This window comes from Shewanella sp. 125m-1 (genome assembly GCF_052977065.1).
In genome coordinates this window covers 27,390-44,330 of record NZ_JBRILT010000028.1, presented here as the reverse complement: position 1 = coordinate 44,330, position 16,941 = coordinate 27,390, and the positions used below count along the sequence as shown (strand labels likewise).

The window sequence follows — 16,941 nt, the reverse complement described above, 5'->3', positions numbered from 1 at the left end:
ATGATACATTCAGGTTTGTTTGGTAAAGCCATAAAGTAGATGGGGATAATAATCAAAAAGGTTTGGCTTAGTTTTCTGTTATTCATTACGACATGCGTTGCTCCAGCATTGGCCAGCGGTGATGTGCAGCGGGTGTTTAACGCTGATGATGGATTGGTTAATGCGACGGTGTGGGATATAAGCTTCGATGAACACGGCTATACTTGGCTGGCGACAGAGGAGGGGTTATATCGCGTAAGTAGTCATAAAGTCCGCCGTATCGATAAGGTCGGCGAGAAGTCAAAACTCAGTGATAGTATTCTCTATCTTGCAGAGCCACTTAGTCAGCGTCATATCCTGGTTAGTGGTGCTTATCAAATTTACCTTTATGATATTTATACCAACGAGTTTATTGAGTTTGGTAGCCCACAATTATTTCCTCAATATCGCGGCGGTGGCATTGTCTCTCAAGTAGAGGAGAGTGGTGGCGATCGTATTTTTTTAACTTATGATGGTGAATTGCTGAGATTTAACTATCAAAGCATGTCTCTTACGCGGATCAACTTTCTCCCTAGTAACCCCGATCACCCATGGCGGATTATGCTGCCTCTGTCTGAAAACCGTCTACTGGTCGGTAAAGAAAGCCACCTAGAAGTGCGCGATATCAATGGTGTGAGATTGGAAGTGCTGCCATGGCGCGATGAGTGGGGAGATATTAAGAATGTGTTTAAACACTCTACAGGGCGGGCCTGGATAAGCTCAAGTAAAGGCTTATTTGAAATCGACCAAAAAACTTTGTCGATAACCAAGGTTGAGCAACTCGAATATTATATTACAAATGTTGCCGAAGATAAGCGTGGCTATCTATGGCTTTCTACTCGAGCGGGTTTGCTGCGATGGTTTCCTGATGCTGAAACGGGCTCCCTCTATGGTAATGAATTAAAACTTAAATCTAATATCGATTATACCTACGACATTGCGGTAGATGATACGGGGTTGATTTGGGTTGGTGGCTCTGGCGATGGCGTGGCCATTTTAACCGTTGAGGCAGATTTTTTAACAGACAAATACACTAAAGCGGCGCCCTATCGAATAAAAGATGAAGTGATTTGGTCTATTTATGCCGAAGACAATCATGTGTGGTTTGGCACTGATAGTGGACTGATGTTAGTCGACAAGCTTACTCAGCAATCTTACTTAATTAATCCCCATGGCGTTGCGCTAAACGACAGTATTTATAAAATCGACTCCTTAGATGAAGACTTTTTATTGTTATCGACCACCAATGGATTGTCGGTGGTTAACAAAAAGACCTTTCACAGCCAAAGCTTTGCCAGTTGGTCAGGTGGCCAGAGCTCGCTCGAATATAAAGTGGTGTTTAACACTTACTTTGATAGCGCAATCAAAGGCCGAATTTGGTTTGCAACCAGTAGCGGGCTTTTCTATTGGGAGCAAGGCTTTAAGCAACCCAAACCTGTGCGTATTGGCAGCGCACTGAATAGTGCTCTAGCGATTGAAATTGTGGCGGTGACTCGAGATAGCAGTAATCGTTTATGGCTTGGTGGTAAGCATATATTAGGCTATCTAGACTCGCAGCTGACTTTTCATCCAAAGATGGCGCCCTTATCAAGCCTAGGTGGCGCAGCTAACATTCGTTTTATTAAAGAGATTGGTGAAGATGAACTGTGGCTAGGGTTGGAATCTCATGGTCTAGTGTCTTTTAATATGCATACGAGTGAGATTAACAAGCTAACCGATAGCTGGAATGTGACCTGCCCTGGGATCTTTTTTATCGAAGAGGTGCGTAACTACCGTTTAATCGGTTGCCCGCGGTCGCTGATCCGCCAAAATGTCATTGATGGGTCATTGATGACGATTTCATCGCGAGATGGCTTGATAAGTGATGAGTTGAACGAAGGCTCTTACTTCGCCTCTGAAGATGGGCTGTATATCGGTACACCTGATGGCGCTATGTTGTTAGACATTGATTTACTGAAAAATCGAGTCAGTGAAGAGTCGGTATTGCTAGAGTCGATAGAGATCTACTTTGAAGATCGCACCGAGTTGAAGTTGTTGCCGGAGAATAATTACCATATTTTTCCTGGGGCACAGTTGGTCAGCTTTCAGCTAGCGAGTAGCAATTATCTCGACACTAAACCTTTGCAGCTAAAATACCGCTTAAGGCAGGGGGCTTTAGATGACGAGGCCAGTTATATTTTTCTTGATGGTAAGTCTCACCTCAACATTTCAGGATTAGAGTCTGGATCCTACATACTTGATATTCTAAGTTTAAATAACGATATTTGGTCAAAAACGCCATATTCTTATCACTTTTATGTTGAAAAATATTGGTGGCAGACCTCTTGGTTTAAAGCCGTTCTGTTTGTGGTTTTATTGCTTATTGGTTTAGGGATTATCTTTATCCGTCAGCGCCAAGTTAAGGCATTTAAAAGCATAAACTTAGCGCTTACCGACAGTGATAACCGCTTAAAACAAGCATTAAAAGGCAGTAACTCAGAGCTCTGGGAGTGGCAACTCGATAGCGATCTATTCTGTCTGGAAAATATTGCTGGATTATTGAGTAACAAAGAGGCGCAGGTCTACCTTAAGTTAGAGCAATTTCCTATCCATAGAGAAGACGCTAGCGAAGTGATGGCTGCTTGGCAAGATATGCTGCAAGAACGTACCGATAGGTTTGAGGTTGAATATCGCTATTGGAGAACCGATGCCACCTGGGGATGGGTGAGAGTGATGGGGCGTCCTGTAAAGCGTAATGATCTTACGGGAGTCATTGAACGTGTTGCCGGTATATATAGCGATATCACCGAACAGAGAAAGCTAAAAGATGATGTATATTTATTGGCTCAAGCGTTTGAGAATACCTCTGAAGCAGTGCTAATTTTTGATAGCGAAGAGCGAGTTCAGGTGACTAACAAAGCTGCCAAAAACATGATGGGGCTAGATTCTGATAGCTTGATCGGGCTGCCGTTTTCGCAAGTGTTGCAAGCAGATGAAATCAATTCGAGTATTAGCCTTCTGTTGCAACAGGGGCTAACCTGGGCTGGTGAATGCCATGTAAATGCAGAGGATAATCAATGTTGTGCAGTTTGGCTTAACGTTTCATCAATCCTTAATGCCAACGGCGATGCGACTCACTATGTGGTGGTATTTTCTGATATTACTGAGCGAAAGCGTACTGAAGCCGACTTACGTCGATTAGCTAATTATGATGTGTTAACCGGATTACCCAACCGATCATTGCTCTCAAGTAAACTGGCTCAATCTGTATATCAGTCTGAAAAAGACGGTAGTAATTTAGCTCTACTATTTTTGGATCTTGATAGGTTCAAACATGTTAATGACTCCTATGGGCACAGCATGGGGGACGCTCTATTAGTTGAGGCGTCGAACCGCTTGCAGGCATTAATTGCAGACGAGCATGTATTGTGCCGCTTTGGTGGTGATGAGTTTGTTATCTTGCTGCGTAATAGTCCTGATGTGGATATGATCAATCACCTTTGCGAGCAGCTTTTGGCAAGTATAGAGTTGCCTTTTGAGCTTTATGGTCGAGAGTTTTATATCTCAACCAGTATCGGTGTCAGTTTGTGGCCAGAGGATGCCAAGCAACCTGAAGCGTTAATCAAGAATGCCGACTTGGCTATGTATCATGCTAAGGAAGAGGGTAAGGGTAAGTTTAAGTACTATTCTGTGGAGCGTAATGCCGAAGCGCTGTATCACCTTCGCCTTGAAGCGGATCTACGCAAGGCCATAGAACGCAATGAGTTAGAGTTACACTTTCAGCCTCAGATAGATATCCTACAAAATGATAAATTGGTTGGAGTTGAGGCGTTACTGCGCTGGAACCACCCAAAAGAAGGCTTTGTTCGCCCCGATATCTTTATCAAAGTTGCAGAGGCCTGTGGTCTTATTGTAGACATAGATCGCTGGGTGATGCGTGAAGCCTGCATTCATGGCGCGCGCTGGGCCAAGCAATTAGTCGAGCCTATTAATGTATCGGTGAATGTTTCTGCACTGCATTTTCGTCAGCCCGATTTTATTAAAGGAGTAGAGCAGATCGTCGCTGAAACTAATATGCCTGCGGCGGCGCTATCATTAGAGATCACCGAAGGCGTGTTGATGAAAGAGCTTAAGGTGGCCAAGCAGCATCTTAAACAGCTTAAGACATTAGGGATTGATGTTGCGATTGATGATTTTGGTACTGGTTATTCATCATTGGCTTACCTGCGCCACTTTGAGGTTAACACCCTAAAAATAGATCGTTCTTTTCTTATTGATATCGCCACTAATAAGGCGGATCAAGCGATCGCCAGTAGTATTATAGAGCTCGCTAGAAACCTTAAGCTAGATGTCGTTGCTGAAGGAGTTGAAACTCATGAGCAGTTGGAACAGGTCTTTAGTCGTGGTTGTTATGTCATTCAAGGCTATTACTTTGCTAAGCCTATGCCGCTTGCCGAAATAGAGTCATACATGGGATTAAATCAAGCGTTAAGTGTAGAAGTTTAAATACACGTCTATTTATCTATCCCCACCATTACTTGCGTATAGCTACTAAATAAAATACGTTAATACATTATTAGAAGAGTCGAATAAGTCATTATGATACATAGAATTATTATTCTTTGTTTAGCCATCGGTTGCCCCTATTTCTCCGTAGCTGAAGAGCGCCCAAAAATCGGTTTAGTCTTGAGCGGCGGTGGTGCAAAGGGCGCTGCCCATATTGGGGTGCTTAAAGTCCTCGAAGAGAAGCAGATCCCCATCGATTATATAACGGGCACCAGTATTGGGGCTTATGTGGGGGGGATGTATGCGTTGGGGTATAGCGCTGCTGAAATCGAAGCCATCATGATGAATACCAATTGGGATAAAGGCTACTCCGATACCATTCCACGTGAAGCATTAAGTTATCGTGATAAAGAGACGCGTGATCAGTTCAATATACCCATTAATGTCGGCTATAGCGATGAGCAGGTGAAAATGCCTGCTGGCCTGCTTCGCGGCCAGTCTATGTCACAATTATTACGCAGTTCGACTAACCTGGTGCAGCAGTTTGGTGACTTTAATGATCTATCGATCCCCTATCGAGCCGTGGCGACCAATTTAGCCACTAGCGAGCCTGTAGTGCTAACCTCGGGTAGTATCGTTGCGGCAATGCAAGCCTCTGCATCGGTACCTGGTGCGCTGCAACCTGCAGTGATTGACGGGAAACTATTAGTCGATGGCGGTATTGCTAATAATATGCCTGTAGATGTTGTTAAAGCGATGGGGGCTGATATTGTTATTGCGGTTGATATTGGTTCGCCATTAATGGGGCAAACTGAGCTTAGCAGCACAGTTGCAGTCCTTAATCAGCTTTCCACTATTTTGACCAATGCCAGTTCTGATAGACAAAAAGCGCTGTTAACCGAGCACGATATTTTGATCCGTCCTAATATCGGCGAACTCAGTACAACTGACTTCAGCATTATGCCTATTGCGCTACCATTAGGCGAAATAGCTGCGCGACAACAGAGCGATAAGCTTGAGCTTTACAGTGTCGGGAAGCAAGATTACCAGCAGCATATCGCAACTAAAAAAACCAAGAGACAACAATGGCTAGCTGATATCGACAGACCGCTAATCAAAATCATTTATAACAATGACTCCAAGGTCAGCGAGAAGCTACTGGCTGATAACCTAGAATTGAATGTGGGCGAACCTGTTAGCGTTAAAGCATTAGAAGCTGGCTTAGATAGAGTTTATGCGCTGGATAAGTTTGAACGTGTAGATGCCGAATTTACCGATACCGAAGATGGGCGAGTGTTAACTGTTAGCACCAAGGCAAAATCTTGGGGGCCTAATTACTTTCAGCTGGGTTTCAGTTGGGAAGATGATTTTAGCTTAGATTCCGTTATCTCTCTGGATATGGCCTATACCATGACAGATCTCACTGAAAATGGCGGGGAATGGCGCAATGAGGTCTCTTTCGGTTTTGATAAATTAATCGCCTCTGAGTTTTATCAACCGCTTGAAAAAGATCAGAGTTTCTTTAGTCGGGCGCGGGTTGAGTATGAGCTTAAAGATTGGGGCTTTTTTGAAAACAACAATCGTGTTTTAGAGCTAAGGCAAACGGCATATCGAACCGAGATAGGCATAGGTATGAATTACACTCAAAACGGCATGGTAGAGGTGGGTCTGCTAGGCGAAATGGGTGATTTAGAAAATGATGCTTGGGGTTTTGGTAAAGTCGATTACGACGGCTACGGTGGCTATTTCAAATTTGCCTATGATGATTTAAACAGTATTAATTTCCCGACATCAGGTAATCGTTTTACCTTCAATGTGTATATGCGAAAAGAAAGTTATGAGCTTGATGGTGTTAGTGATTCTTCTGATTTTTCTATGCAGTACGAAGCCGATTGGCGTGGTGCGGTAGGTGTGGGGAATCATGCGTTTGTGGGTATCGCCTCTTTGGCGACTGTCGACAAAGATGGTGAGTTTACCGTCAACGTATCTGAGCTAGGTGGTTTCTTAAATCTTTCGGGCTATCACAAGAACGCACTCTATGGGGCGCATAAGGTTTTTGGTGCCTTTGTTTACCAGTATGATTTAGGTCGTGACATATTGGGCATGACTGAATATCCGCTTTATCTAGGCACAAGTATCGAGGCGGGTAATGTGTGGAACCAAAAAGATAGCGTGTCGTTAGATGATCTGATTTATGCAGGCAGTTTGTACTTAGGCATTGATACCAGTGTGGGCCCGGCGGCACTGGGTTTCGGCGCGTCTGATGATGGAGAGAAAACGGTATTCCTGTTTATTGGTAAAAATTGGTAGTCGAGGCTAAAACAAACTGAGAGTCAGTAAATAAAGAGGCTATAACCTTACGCTGATTGGTATTAGGCGTTAACACAACGCTTGAAACACACAGCTTTAAATACTGCGCTTTAAACACAGTGATATTGATTTTAAGCCCATCGACAGATGGGCTTTTTACTTTTGTATCGCTGACTGTTATCTGTTTGAGAGTGCATTGCTTAACGCGTTGCTAAAAAGTCGGGTAATTCTTCTAGGCTATTTAGTTGTTGGTGGGCAATGACCCATTTGCTCTGCGCCGCGAGTTGCGCTTCAGGAATGGCAATGGTCTGCATATTCGCCGCGCGAGCAGAGATTAATCCATTAAATGAATCTTCTATCGCTAAGCAATTGATGGGATCAATATTGAGCGCCTCTGCACACTTTAAATAGACTTCTGGATGAGGTTTGCCATGGGCTAAGTGCTCGGCAGAGTAAACAGCTTCAAAGTATGATCCTATCTGTAACCTGTTTAAAACGGCGTGAATGATATCGCTAGAAGAGGAGGTTGCGAGGCCGATTTTTAGCTGATGTTGCTTGCAAGAACGCAATGCATTGACAACGCCAGCCATGGGTTCACCATTACTGGTAATGTGGCGGACCACTTGTTCTACAATCGCGTCGGCAGTACTTTGGTTACTGTAATTTTTCCACGGAAAACGGGCATACCAAAAAGCGACGACTTGATCGATTCTTAGGCCGGTTGTGAGCGCCATATCTTGCATTGAAACGTTTAAACCCAGTTTAGTCATAACCTCAAAAATGGCTATTTGCCAAACAGGTTCGGAGTCGATTAATACGCCATCCATGTCAAAAATGACGGCTTTTAGCTCTGGTGTGCTCATAAGTATCCAATTATGTTCATTATAACTTTGGTGAATATTAGCGGTGCGAATGGCCTATTTAACAAATAATCATACTGCTAACCCTATAATAATTACAGAGTTTTATGCTTAATTATTGCCTCTCAAAACCGTTTTTAATGATCATAAATATCTGATTTATATAATTTAGATCAAGGTTTCACACTATGGTCTAGTTTTCTTTTGCAGCGAATGGCTTTAATGTATAGGCCGAGATGTCGATTGAGTGTTGTTTTACTTTTGCTGAAGTGTGATCCGATTCATACTTTTGTAAAGCTGTAGTATAATAGCGCTCGAAATAAGGGTCGAGCCTGCCGAGCTGTCAGTTTCAATTTGAAGACGAGCAGTTTCGCTGTTAGAACGCCAAACAAAGAGGAAGGTTGCCGTGCTAGAAGCATATCGTAAACACGTCGCAGAACGTGCTTCAGAGGGCGTAGTCCCTAAGCCATTAGATGCCCAACAAGTGGCACAGTTAGTTGAATTGGTAAAGAATCCACCAGCAGGTGAAGAAGCAGTTATTCTTGATCTGTTAGAAAATCGTATCCCACCTGGTGTTGATGAAGCCGCATATGTTAAAGCGGGCTTTCTCGATGCGGTCGCTAAAGGCGAAGTCTCATCTTCTATCTTATCGTCTGAGCGAGCAGTTGAACTGCTAGGCACAATGCAAGGTGGTTACAACATCGAACCACTGATTGCGCAACTTGATAATGAAGCGCAAGCGCCATTAGCCGTTGAAGCGCTATCACACACACTATTAATGTTTGATTCTTTCCACGATGTAGTGGAAAAAATGCAAGCTGGTAATGACTACGCTAAGCAAGTTGTTCATGCTTGGGCCGATGCTAAATGGTTCCTGTCTCGTCCAAAGCTTGCTGAAAAAATCTCTCTGACCGTATTTAAAGTGTCAGGTGAGACCAACACAGACGATCTTTCTCCGGCACCCGATGCATGGTCACGTCCTGATATTCCATTGCACGCACTTGCGATGCTTAAGAATGCGCGTGACGGCATTGTGCCAGATGAAGCTGGCGCTGTTGGTCCAATCAAAGAGATTGAATCATTAAAAACTAAAGGTTTCCCACTTGTATACGTTGGTGACGTAGTGGGTACAGGCTCTTCACGTAAGTCAGCGACTAACTCTGTATTGTGGTTTATGGGTGATGATATCCCTAATGTGCCTAATAAGCGCGCTGGTGGTTTCTGTTTAGGTGGCAAGATTGCGCCAATCTTCTTCAACACCATGGAAGATGCTGGTGCACTACCTATTGAGCTAGATGTGAGCAAGATGGAAATGGGCGATGTTATCGATATCTACCCATATGAAGGCATCGTTAAGCGTCATGGCACTGATGAAGTTATCTCTGAGTTCTCGCTAAAGACTGACGTGTTGTTGGATGAGGTTCGTGCAGGTGGTCGTATCCCACTTATCATCGGTCGTGGTCTAACAGACCGTGCTCGTGAAACATTAAACCTTGAAGCATCTGCTGAGTTTGTACGTCCACAAGATGTGGCAGACACTGGTAAGGGTTATACCCTTGCACAGAAGATGGTTGGTAAAGCGTGTGGTGTTAGCGGTATTCGTCCAGGCCAATACTGTGAGCCAAAGATGAGCTCTGTAGGCTCGCAAGATACTACTGGCCCTATGACACGTGATGAGCTTAAAGATCTTGCATGTCTTGGTTTTAGCGCTGATTTGACTATGCAGTCTTTCTGTCACACAGCGGCTTATCCTAAGCCTATTGATGTGAACACTCACCACACACTGCCAGATTTTATTATGAATCGCGGCGGTGTTGCGCTGCGTCCTGGTGACGGTGTTATTCACTCTTGGTTAAACCGTATGCTACTACCTGATACCGTAGGTACAGGTGGTGACTCACATACTCGTTTCCCTATTGGTATTTCATTCCCTGCCGGTTCAGGTCTTGTGGCATTCGCTGCTGCAACCGGTGTGATGCCGCTTGATATGCCAGAATCAATCTTGGTTCGCTTTAAAGGTGAGATGCAGCCTGGTATCACGCTACGTGATTTGGTACATGCTATCCCGCATAAAGCGATTGAAATGGGTCTGTTGACTGTTGAGAAGAAAGGCAAGATCAATGCTTTCTCTGGTCGCGTCCTTGAGATTGAAGGTCTTGAGCAGCTTAAAGTTGAGCAAGCATTTGAGCTTTCAGATGCATCTGCAGAGCGTAGTGCTGCAGGCTGTACCATTAAGCTTGATAAAGAGCCAATCATTGAATACCTTAACTCAAACATCGTGATGTTAAAGTGGATGATTAGCGAGGGTTACGGTGATCGTCGTACTATCGAGCGCCGGATCACAGCGATGCAAGAGTGGTTGGCTAACCCGGAGCTCATGCAGGCAGACAGCGATGCACAATACGCCGAAATTATCGAAATCGATTTGAACGAAATCAAAGAACCGATTCTTTGTGCGCCAAACGATCCAGATGATGCAGTGCTATTATCTTCAGTGGTTGATACTAAGATTGACGAAGTGTTCGTTGGTTCTTGTATGACGAACATCGGTCATTTCCGTGCAACGGGTAAGATGCTTGATAAGTTTGCTACCACTTTGCCAACACGTTTGTGGATTGCGCCGCCAACTAAGATGGACCGCGACCAGCTAACAGAAGAGGGCTACTACGCAATCTTCGGCCGTGTTGGTGCACGTATTGAGATCCCAGGTTGTTCACTGTGTATGGGTAACCAAGCACGTGTTGCTGAAGGTGCTACGGTAGTTTCAACTTCTACACGTAACTTCCCGAACCGTCTAGGTACAGGTGCTAATGTTTACTTAGCATCTGCAGAACTAGCGGCAGTTGCTGCACTACTTGGTCGTTTACCATCACCAGATGAGTATCAGACATACGCTAAAGAGTTAGATGCAACTGCAGCTGACACTTATCGTTACCTGAACTTTGATCAAATTGCGTCGTACACAGCAAAAGCTGATGAAGTGATTTTCCAATCAGCAGTTTAAGCTAGATTGAAGCACTAAAAAGGCCAGCTAATCAGCTGGCCTTTTTGTTGATTCATTTTTATTATGCTAGAACCTAGAACCTAGAACCTAGAACCTAGAACCTAGAACCTAGAACCTAGAACCTAGAACCTTCTTTGAGTCTTAAGAATGCTTAGCGTGCAGCACTTCGAGCAGCTTATCTTCAAGCTCAAAACGTGTTTCCATTGCGTGACCTAAAGATGACAGGTCTTTATCTAAATGAAATAGCACTTGCTCATCATCGGCTTCGGTATATTTGTCATTGAAGTCTAAAGCTGTGTCAGTGGTTTCACTAATCTTGGGTACCAGTTGTTGAGCAAGCGCTAGGCTTGAGCTGCCATTTTTCTCACAGGCGGTCACAACTTGGTTATAGATCTCAAAGTGCCCTTCAGACACATAATCCATTAATTGGTCACAAAACAGCTTTACAGACGCAAAGGCAGGGAGTGATTTTTCAGTTTCCTCATACGGCGGGATCCCAGCAATCTGACAATAGTTAATAAGCAGGTTGCGCCGATTATTTAACCATTGATCTATAAGAGTATTTGAGCCTCCCCATTTTTGTTCGGCTTTCTCTAGCTTTCTTAGCATGATCTTCCCCGTTAAAAATCCATCTCTGTATCTCTAATGTAGGGGACAAATGTGGTTTTGATCAACCATTTTTGAAGGATTTATGAAATGGACATACCAGCGTATGAATTGTGAATGGGGCGTTATAAAATAAAATGCCCAGCGATAGAAATCTATCGCTGGGCGAGTAAAGTTTTTGCGGGCTCGATGCGACGAGCTTCTTGATTGTTCTTGCTAGCGCAGACTTTTTATACCAAAGCTAGCACCTTGGTGCAACTTTTTTCTGTCACATTGGGAGTCATACAGCTTAGGTTAAGCTGAGTTGTGAATCTATTTCACGTTTCTAGTCAAAGCTGTGAACTGTGATTTATAGCCTTAATATTTTACCGATAAAGAAGGCAATAATGTTAACTACCTCAGAATTGACGGAAAATGTCGCGTTGCTTGTCACATTATTTTACGGATTCAGGTTACTTTATTAACGTAAATGCTAAACTACTGCCCCAAGCGGATATCACTATAAGTTTAGGAATCAAGCCAAATGGCAGAATTAAAGAATGATCGTTATTTACGTGCGTTATTAAAACAGCCTGTCGACAGAACTCCTGTCTGGATGATGCGTCAAGCAGGTCGTTATCTTCCAGAATATAAAGCCACCCGCGCAGAAGCTGGCGACTTCATGTCTCTTTGTAAGAACCAAGACCTGGCTTGTGAAGTCACTCTTCAGCCATTACGTCGCTACGATTTAGATGCTGCAATCCTGTTCTCTGACATTTTGACTGTACCCGATGCTATGGGCTTAGGTCTTTACTTCGAAACAGGCGAAGGTCCACGTTTCGAACGCCCTACAGATACTATCGATTCAATCAAAAAGCTTTGCATTCCAGACCCAGAAGATGAGCTTGGTTATGTAATGCGTGCTGTTAGCACCATTCGTCGTGAGCTTAAAGGTGAAGTGCCATTAATCGGTTTCTCTGGCTCACCTTGGACGCTAGCGACTTACATGGTTGAAGGCGGTTCTAGCAAGGCGTTTGAAAAGATTAAGAAGATGGCTTACGAAGAGCCAGCAACTTTGCATATGCTTTTAGATAAGCTAGCAGACTCTGTTACTTTGTACTTGAACGCTCAAGTTGCAAACGGCGCGCAGTCTCTTATGATTTTCGATTCATGGGGTGGTGCACTTTCTCACCATGCATACCGTGAATTCTCACTACGCTACATGCAAAAAATCGTTGATGGCTTAACTCGCCATGCAGACGGTCGCCAAGTACCAGTTACGCTATTTACTAAAGGTGGCGGACTATGGCTTGAGTCAATGGCTGAAACTGGCTGTGACGCACTAGGTCTAGATTGGACTGTTGATATCGGTGATGCACGTCGCCGTGTTGGTCATAAAGTTGCGCTACAAGGTAACATGGACCCATCAGTACTTTACGGAACACCTGAGCGCATCCATCAAGAAGTGGATCAAATCCTTTCTTCTTACGGTGAAGGCACTGGCCATGTATTTAACTTGGGCCACGGTATTCACCAGCATGTTGATCCAGAGCGTGCAGGTTCGTTCATTAACTCAGTGCATGAGTTATCAGGTAAATACCACAAGTAATTAGCTCGCCCACACGCGAATTAATTAACCATTGGTTGGTATAAATAAGGGCTCAGTTTACTGGGCCTTTATTGTTTCTGTTGTTAGCGGATTTTGAGATGAACTCTCAGCTTTATCATTACTTGGTGCCCCACTCACCGTCTTAACAGGCTTTAACTCCAATCTAAATTGGCTACCTTTACCCGGTGTACTGTCAATCTCTATACCACAGCCGAGCAAGGTTAATAGCTGCCTGACTATCGCAAGGCCTATGCCTAATTGCGGTAGAGCACTTTGCTTACCTGTTATATCGAGCGTCCTTTGGTTTAATTGCTTCAGGGCTTGCAGCTCATGCTTATGCATTCCTGAGCCGTTATCACTGACTTGTAGCCACACTTTATCGTTATCGGCAGTCATGGTCGCAATGCTTATTTTTCCTCGCTCTGGAGTATAACGAATAGCATTATCTATTAGATTATTAAGCACCCTTTGTAGCAGCTGTGGATCGGTACTTATCGTTAGCTGCTGTTTATCGACAAAGTCTAGCTCAATCGATTTCGATTTTGCTCTAGGGGCAAAGGTTTGCTGTAACTCCTGCAATAGATTGCTTAGCAAGCAAGCTTGAAACTTTGGTGTTACCTGACCATTTTCAAGCGCGGTTAGCTCAAGTAATTGCCCCAGTAATTGCTGCAGGTGCTGGCCTGAGCGAGCTGCGATCTCAATTAGGTCGCTACTGCGCTCATGTTCAGGCAGTAATAACCAGGTGTCGATATAACCCTGTAGTGAGGTTAGCGGTGTTTTTAAGTCATGAGACAGATGCAACATAAAAGCATGACGCTCTTCTTGTTGGCGATGAATCGCTTGGTGCTGCTCACTTAATGCTGACAATAACGTATTGATATGCTGACTGAGGCGATTGATTTCACTGCTGCCTGAGTATTGGCCTGGTAAAGTGAGGCCATCATTGAGCTTGTGCTTGGCCAGCAAGTTCAGATCATGTTCTAAACGGCTTAATGGTTGGGTAAAAATCTTTAATAACAATATAAAGAGTAAGATGGCAAAAGCGAAGGTGATCACAATGGCGGCCGCCCAAAACTGTGTCGATTGATGCTCGCCAACAATTGATTGCCAGCTATCAAAGTCCTCCCCCCCAATAATCACGTATAGATAGCCAGTTTGTTTGCCTTGAGGGTCAATGAGTTTAGCTGCGGAAAAGATTTTATCTTTGTTGATTGAGCGCGGGTCGGTACCGAGTAAAGGCAGTTTATTACCGTCAATGAAGGTGTTTATGAGTTTTGTATCAACTCGCTGCTGCTTAATCTTTTCTTCACTCGCATCATAAGCGATGACCTGACCTTGATTGTCTAAGGTGTATATTTCAAAGCTAGGGCCTAGCAGCATAAAGTCATGAAAGGCCTCTTTTAATGCAGCGTCGGAGGTCACTCCTTTAGAAAGTAGGGGGTTGATATGCGCCATATGCTCAGCAAGCTCGCGGTGCAGCGATTGTTGAATTTGGTTGCGGCTAAATTCTTGGCTAAACTGCTGCCATTGCCACAGTGCGACAAGTAATATGAGTATGACTAAAGTAGCCGCGAGTAAGATTCGGCTAAATAAGCTTTTCATTGCTTGCCCTCTAAGGTGAGTTATTTAGGACTAAGGTAAGGTTAAGATGCTGCTTGTATTGTGGGTGGAGTAAATTTGTAGCCAACCCCCCAGACCGTTTTAACCAATTTAGAGGTGTGGCTATTGCGCGCAAGCTTAGAGCGTAAGCGATTCACATGACTATTCACCGTGTGCTCATAACCTGAATATGAGTAACCCCATACGGCTTCTAATAATTGCATTCTGCTGAACACCTGCTTGGGATGCTGAGCAAGGTACAGCAAGAGGTCGAACTCTCGAGCAGTCAGCTCCAGCACTTCATTAAAAGCAATCACTTCTCGGGTATTACAGTTAATGGTGATGCCATCAAATTCAACTGAGTTTTGCTGTTGTTCCAGTTGTCTTGAGCGCCTTAGCAGGGCTTTAACTCGGGCTCTGAGCTCGAGCACACTAAAAGGTTTTATCAAATAATCATCTGCACCTGACTCGAGCCCGAGCACGATATCGGCTTCAGAGTCTTTAGCGGTTAACATCATGCAAGGTAGGTCGTTTCCGGCCTCTCGGAACTGTTGGCATAGGGTGATTGCATCGCCATCGGGTAGCATTCTATCCATGACAATAAGGTCAACGTTAGTGTGCTCTATATGACGTTGTGCTTGTTGCAGCGTGGTGCAATGGATCACATCATGATTCATGCTTTTAAGGTTGAGCATGACGAGTTTTGCTAAGTCTTGCTCATCTTCGAGGAGTAGTATTCGCTTCGATGTTTGATGCTCATTGTTGTTGATTGATCCATTCATGCTTCGCTCCCAAAGGCAGTTGCTTAACAACAAGACCCGCCGATGGAAGCTTTTATTTCGCACTATTATTGGTCACTTTTATAAGTCGTTTACTCTGTGCGATTCACGCGGATTAGCATTACTGGATTATCAAAGCGATGTGAGGCTGAAAGGACGGAGTCTGCAAGGCCGTCATCACTGCTAATGACTCCAGGATGAGCGTGAACTTTGTTGGAGTCATCACGTGTGGCATTAAAACCTTCGCCACCATCAGCAGGGCCTGGGATAGTGCCTTTAGCTTCAGTATTCGCTTCAGTACCAGCATCGTAGGCAATCACTCTAAAGCTGATAGACTCATTAACAGCTAAGGCTGTTAAGTCATAACCGGTAAAACCTGCAAAGGCATCGTTAGTGTTAACGAGCATGGTCACTACTGACAGGTCCGCAATCATATCGGCATTAAGACTAATAGAGATCTTCTCACTGGCCCCAGGTAATAATATGCCAGCACCACTTGTCAGCTCAGTGACCACAGCTTCATTGGTTAAGCCACTGGGGTCTCCGGATTCTGCTAATGTTTCTAAAGCAACGCTAGCGCTTTGTCCGCTACTCCATAGCACTGTGTCAACTTGATGGCTAACGACCGCAATTGGCGACATGGGCTGGTTTGCGGTTAAGTTGGTCACTGCAATGCTGTAGCTCTGCATTGTCGGTGTAACTACGGGGGGAGTAATGGGTTCAGGGCTGTCATTATTATTGTCAGAGCAGCCGCCTAGTAATAATGCACCAGCGCTCAACAGTATAAGCCCGTTGTATTTAAGGTTCTTGTTAGGATTATTCATCAGGTATTCTCCTATTTAACCACAACAGTCACTCGAGCTACCGGATTTAACCAGCGGTGTACGCGGCTATCAAGGTCACTCATGCCGCCCTGTAGGTCGGTATCGCCAAGCACGCCTGGGTGAATATGTACCTTATCGTTACTGCTCATACCCATTACACCGGTTGCGTTCATGCCGCCATCACCACCAGGTGCCGCGGGGATCCCTGGAGTACCAGACATGCCACCACCATTAACGACTTCGTCGTTGGCTTCTGTGCCAGCGTCATAGGCATTAAGGGTAAAGGTATAGCTGCCGGCTTCGGTTGGGATTTTCCAGGCATCTAAGCCGACGAAAGCGTCGTTTGTTGGCAGGACCATAGCGGTAATCGATAGGTGAGTCATATCACCTGAATCGAGCATAATGCTGTCGACTTTAGTGCTAGGGGCTAATAGTCCGCCAGCCGGATTTGTCAGCGTAATACCGCCTGCACCTTTTACGGCGGCATCTAAGTCGGCAATATCACCGCCCTCAGCCATTTTTTGTAAGGCAGGAGTTGCCATTTCTCCGGCTTGGAAAAGGTGGCTGTCCATATCATGGGCTGCGATGAGCAGCGGGGTGAAATGATTGCCGTGGGTTAAATTAGTGATGCTAATCTCTAACTCAGCCGCTGACACGGGTAGGCTAATAGCGGTACTTAGAATAAGCATTTTAGTGATCTGGTTAAGCTTCATGATAACTCTCCTTTGCAATGTATGGTTCAGTGTGGCAAAGGGATGTCACCTGAATATCTCTCAATTATCACAAAAGTATAACAATTGGTTTTATGCGATAATCAGGGGGAATTTGCCATGAATTTACAGGCTTATTCATGGATTTGTTTAAGAGT

The 16,941-nt window shown here is 44.5% G+C and carries 10 protein-coding genes; 4 read left to right on the top strand and 6 right to left on the bottom strand.

Translation table 11 applies throughout. The annotated features are described in order from the left end of the window. Window positions 1–39: 39 nt before the first annotated feature. Complete coding sequence (locus ACVBIK_RS13115; RefSeq protein WP_447169864.1) at window positions 40–4,503, top strand: EAL domain-containing protein; 4,464 nt, start codon at window positions 40–42, stop codon at window positions 4,501–4,503. A 93-nt stretch (window positions 4,504–4,596) separates the two neighbouring features. Continuing rightward, window positions 4,597–6,813 (top strand): patatin-like phospholipase family protein, encoded by a 2,217-nt coding sequence (locus ACVBIK_RS13110; RefSeq protein WP_447169863.1) that lies wholly within the window; start codon window positions 4,597–4,599, stop codon window positions 6,811–6,813. A 200-nt stretch (window positions 6,814–7,013) separates the two neighbouring features. On the opposite strand, the gene hxpB is transcribed toward ACVBIK_RS13110, so the two are convergent. Then, window positions 7,014–7,676, bottom strand: a complete 663-nt coding sequence (gene hxpB, locus ACVBIK_RS13105; RefSeq protein ID WP_447169862.1) for a hexitol phosphatase HxpB — start codon at window positions 7,674–7,676, stop codon at window positions 7,014–7,016. Between the two features lie 403 nt (window positions 7,677–8,079). Here hxpB and acnB point away from each other — a divergent pair, with 403 nt between their 5' ends. Continuing rightward, window positions 8,080–10,677, top strand: coding sequence for a bifunctional aconitate hydratase 2/2-methylisocitrate dehydratase (acnB, locus tag ACVBIK_RS13100; RefSeq protein ID WP_447160790.1), 2,598 nt, complete (start codon window positions 8,080–8,082; stop codon window positions 10,675–10,677). Between the two features lie 141 nt (window positions 10,678–10,818). Here the strand turns inward: acnB and rsd are convergent, their stop codons facing one another. Beyond that, the gene (gene rsd / locus ACVBIK_RS13095) at window positions 10,819–11,286 is read right to left on the bottom strand and encodes a sigma D regulator (protein ID WP_447169861.1); all 468 of its coding nucleotides are present in this window, start codon (window positions 11,284–11,286) and stop codon (window positions 10,819–10,821) included. A gap of 520 nt (window positions 11,287–11,806) precedes the next feature. On the opposite strand from rsd, the gene hemE reads away from it, so the two are divergent. Continuing rightward, window positions 11,807–12,871 (top strand): uroporphyrinogen decarboxylase, encoded by a 1,065-nt coding sequence (gene hemE, locus ACVBIK_RS13090; protein ID WP_447160792.1) that lies wholly within the window; start codon window positions 11,807–11,809, stop codon window positions 12,869–12,871. Window positions 12,872–12,928: 57 nt separating this feature from the next. On the opposite strand, the gene ACVBIK_RS13085 is transcribed toward hemE, so the two are convergent. The 4 genes from ACVBIK_RS13085 to ACVBIK_RS13070 form a co-directional block, all read right to left on the bottom strand. Beyond that, window positions 12,929–14,473, bottom strand: a complete 1,545-nt coding sequence (locus ACVBIK_RS13085; RefSeq protein WP_447169860.1) for a sensor histidine kinase — start codon at window positions 14,471–14,473, stop codon at window positions 12,929–12,931. A 41-nt stretch (window positions 14,474–14,514) separates the two neighbouring features. Further along, window positions 14,515–15,252 (bottom strand): response regulator transcription factor, encoded by a 738-nt coding sequence (locus tag ACVBIK_RS13080; RefSeq protein ID WP_447169859.1) that lies wholly within the window; start codon window positions 15,250–15,252, stop codon window positions 14,515–14,517. Window positions 15,253–15,341: 89 nt separating this feature from the next. Next, complete coding sequence (locus ACVBIK_RS13075) at window positions 15,342–16,073, bottom strand: spondin domain-containing protein (RefSeq protein WP_447160795.1); 732 nt, start codon at window positions 16,071–16,073, stop codon at window positions 15,342–15,344. Between the two features lie 11 nt (window positions 16,074–16,084). Further along, window positions 16,085–16,786, bottom strand: coding sequence for a spondin domain-containing protein (locus tag ACVBIK_RS13070; RefSeq protein WP_447163852.1), 702 nt, complete (start codon window positions 16,784–16,786; stop codon window positions 16,085–16,087). Between the last annotated feature and the right edge of the window lie 155 nt (window positions 16,787–16,941).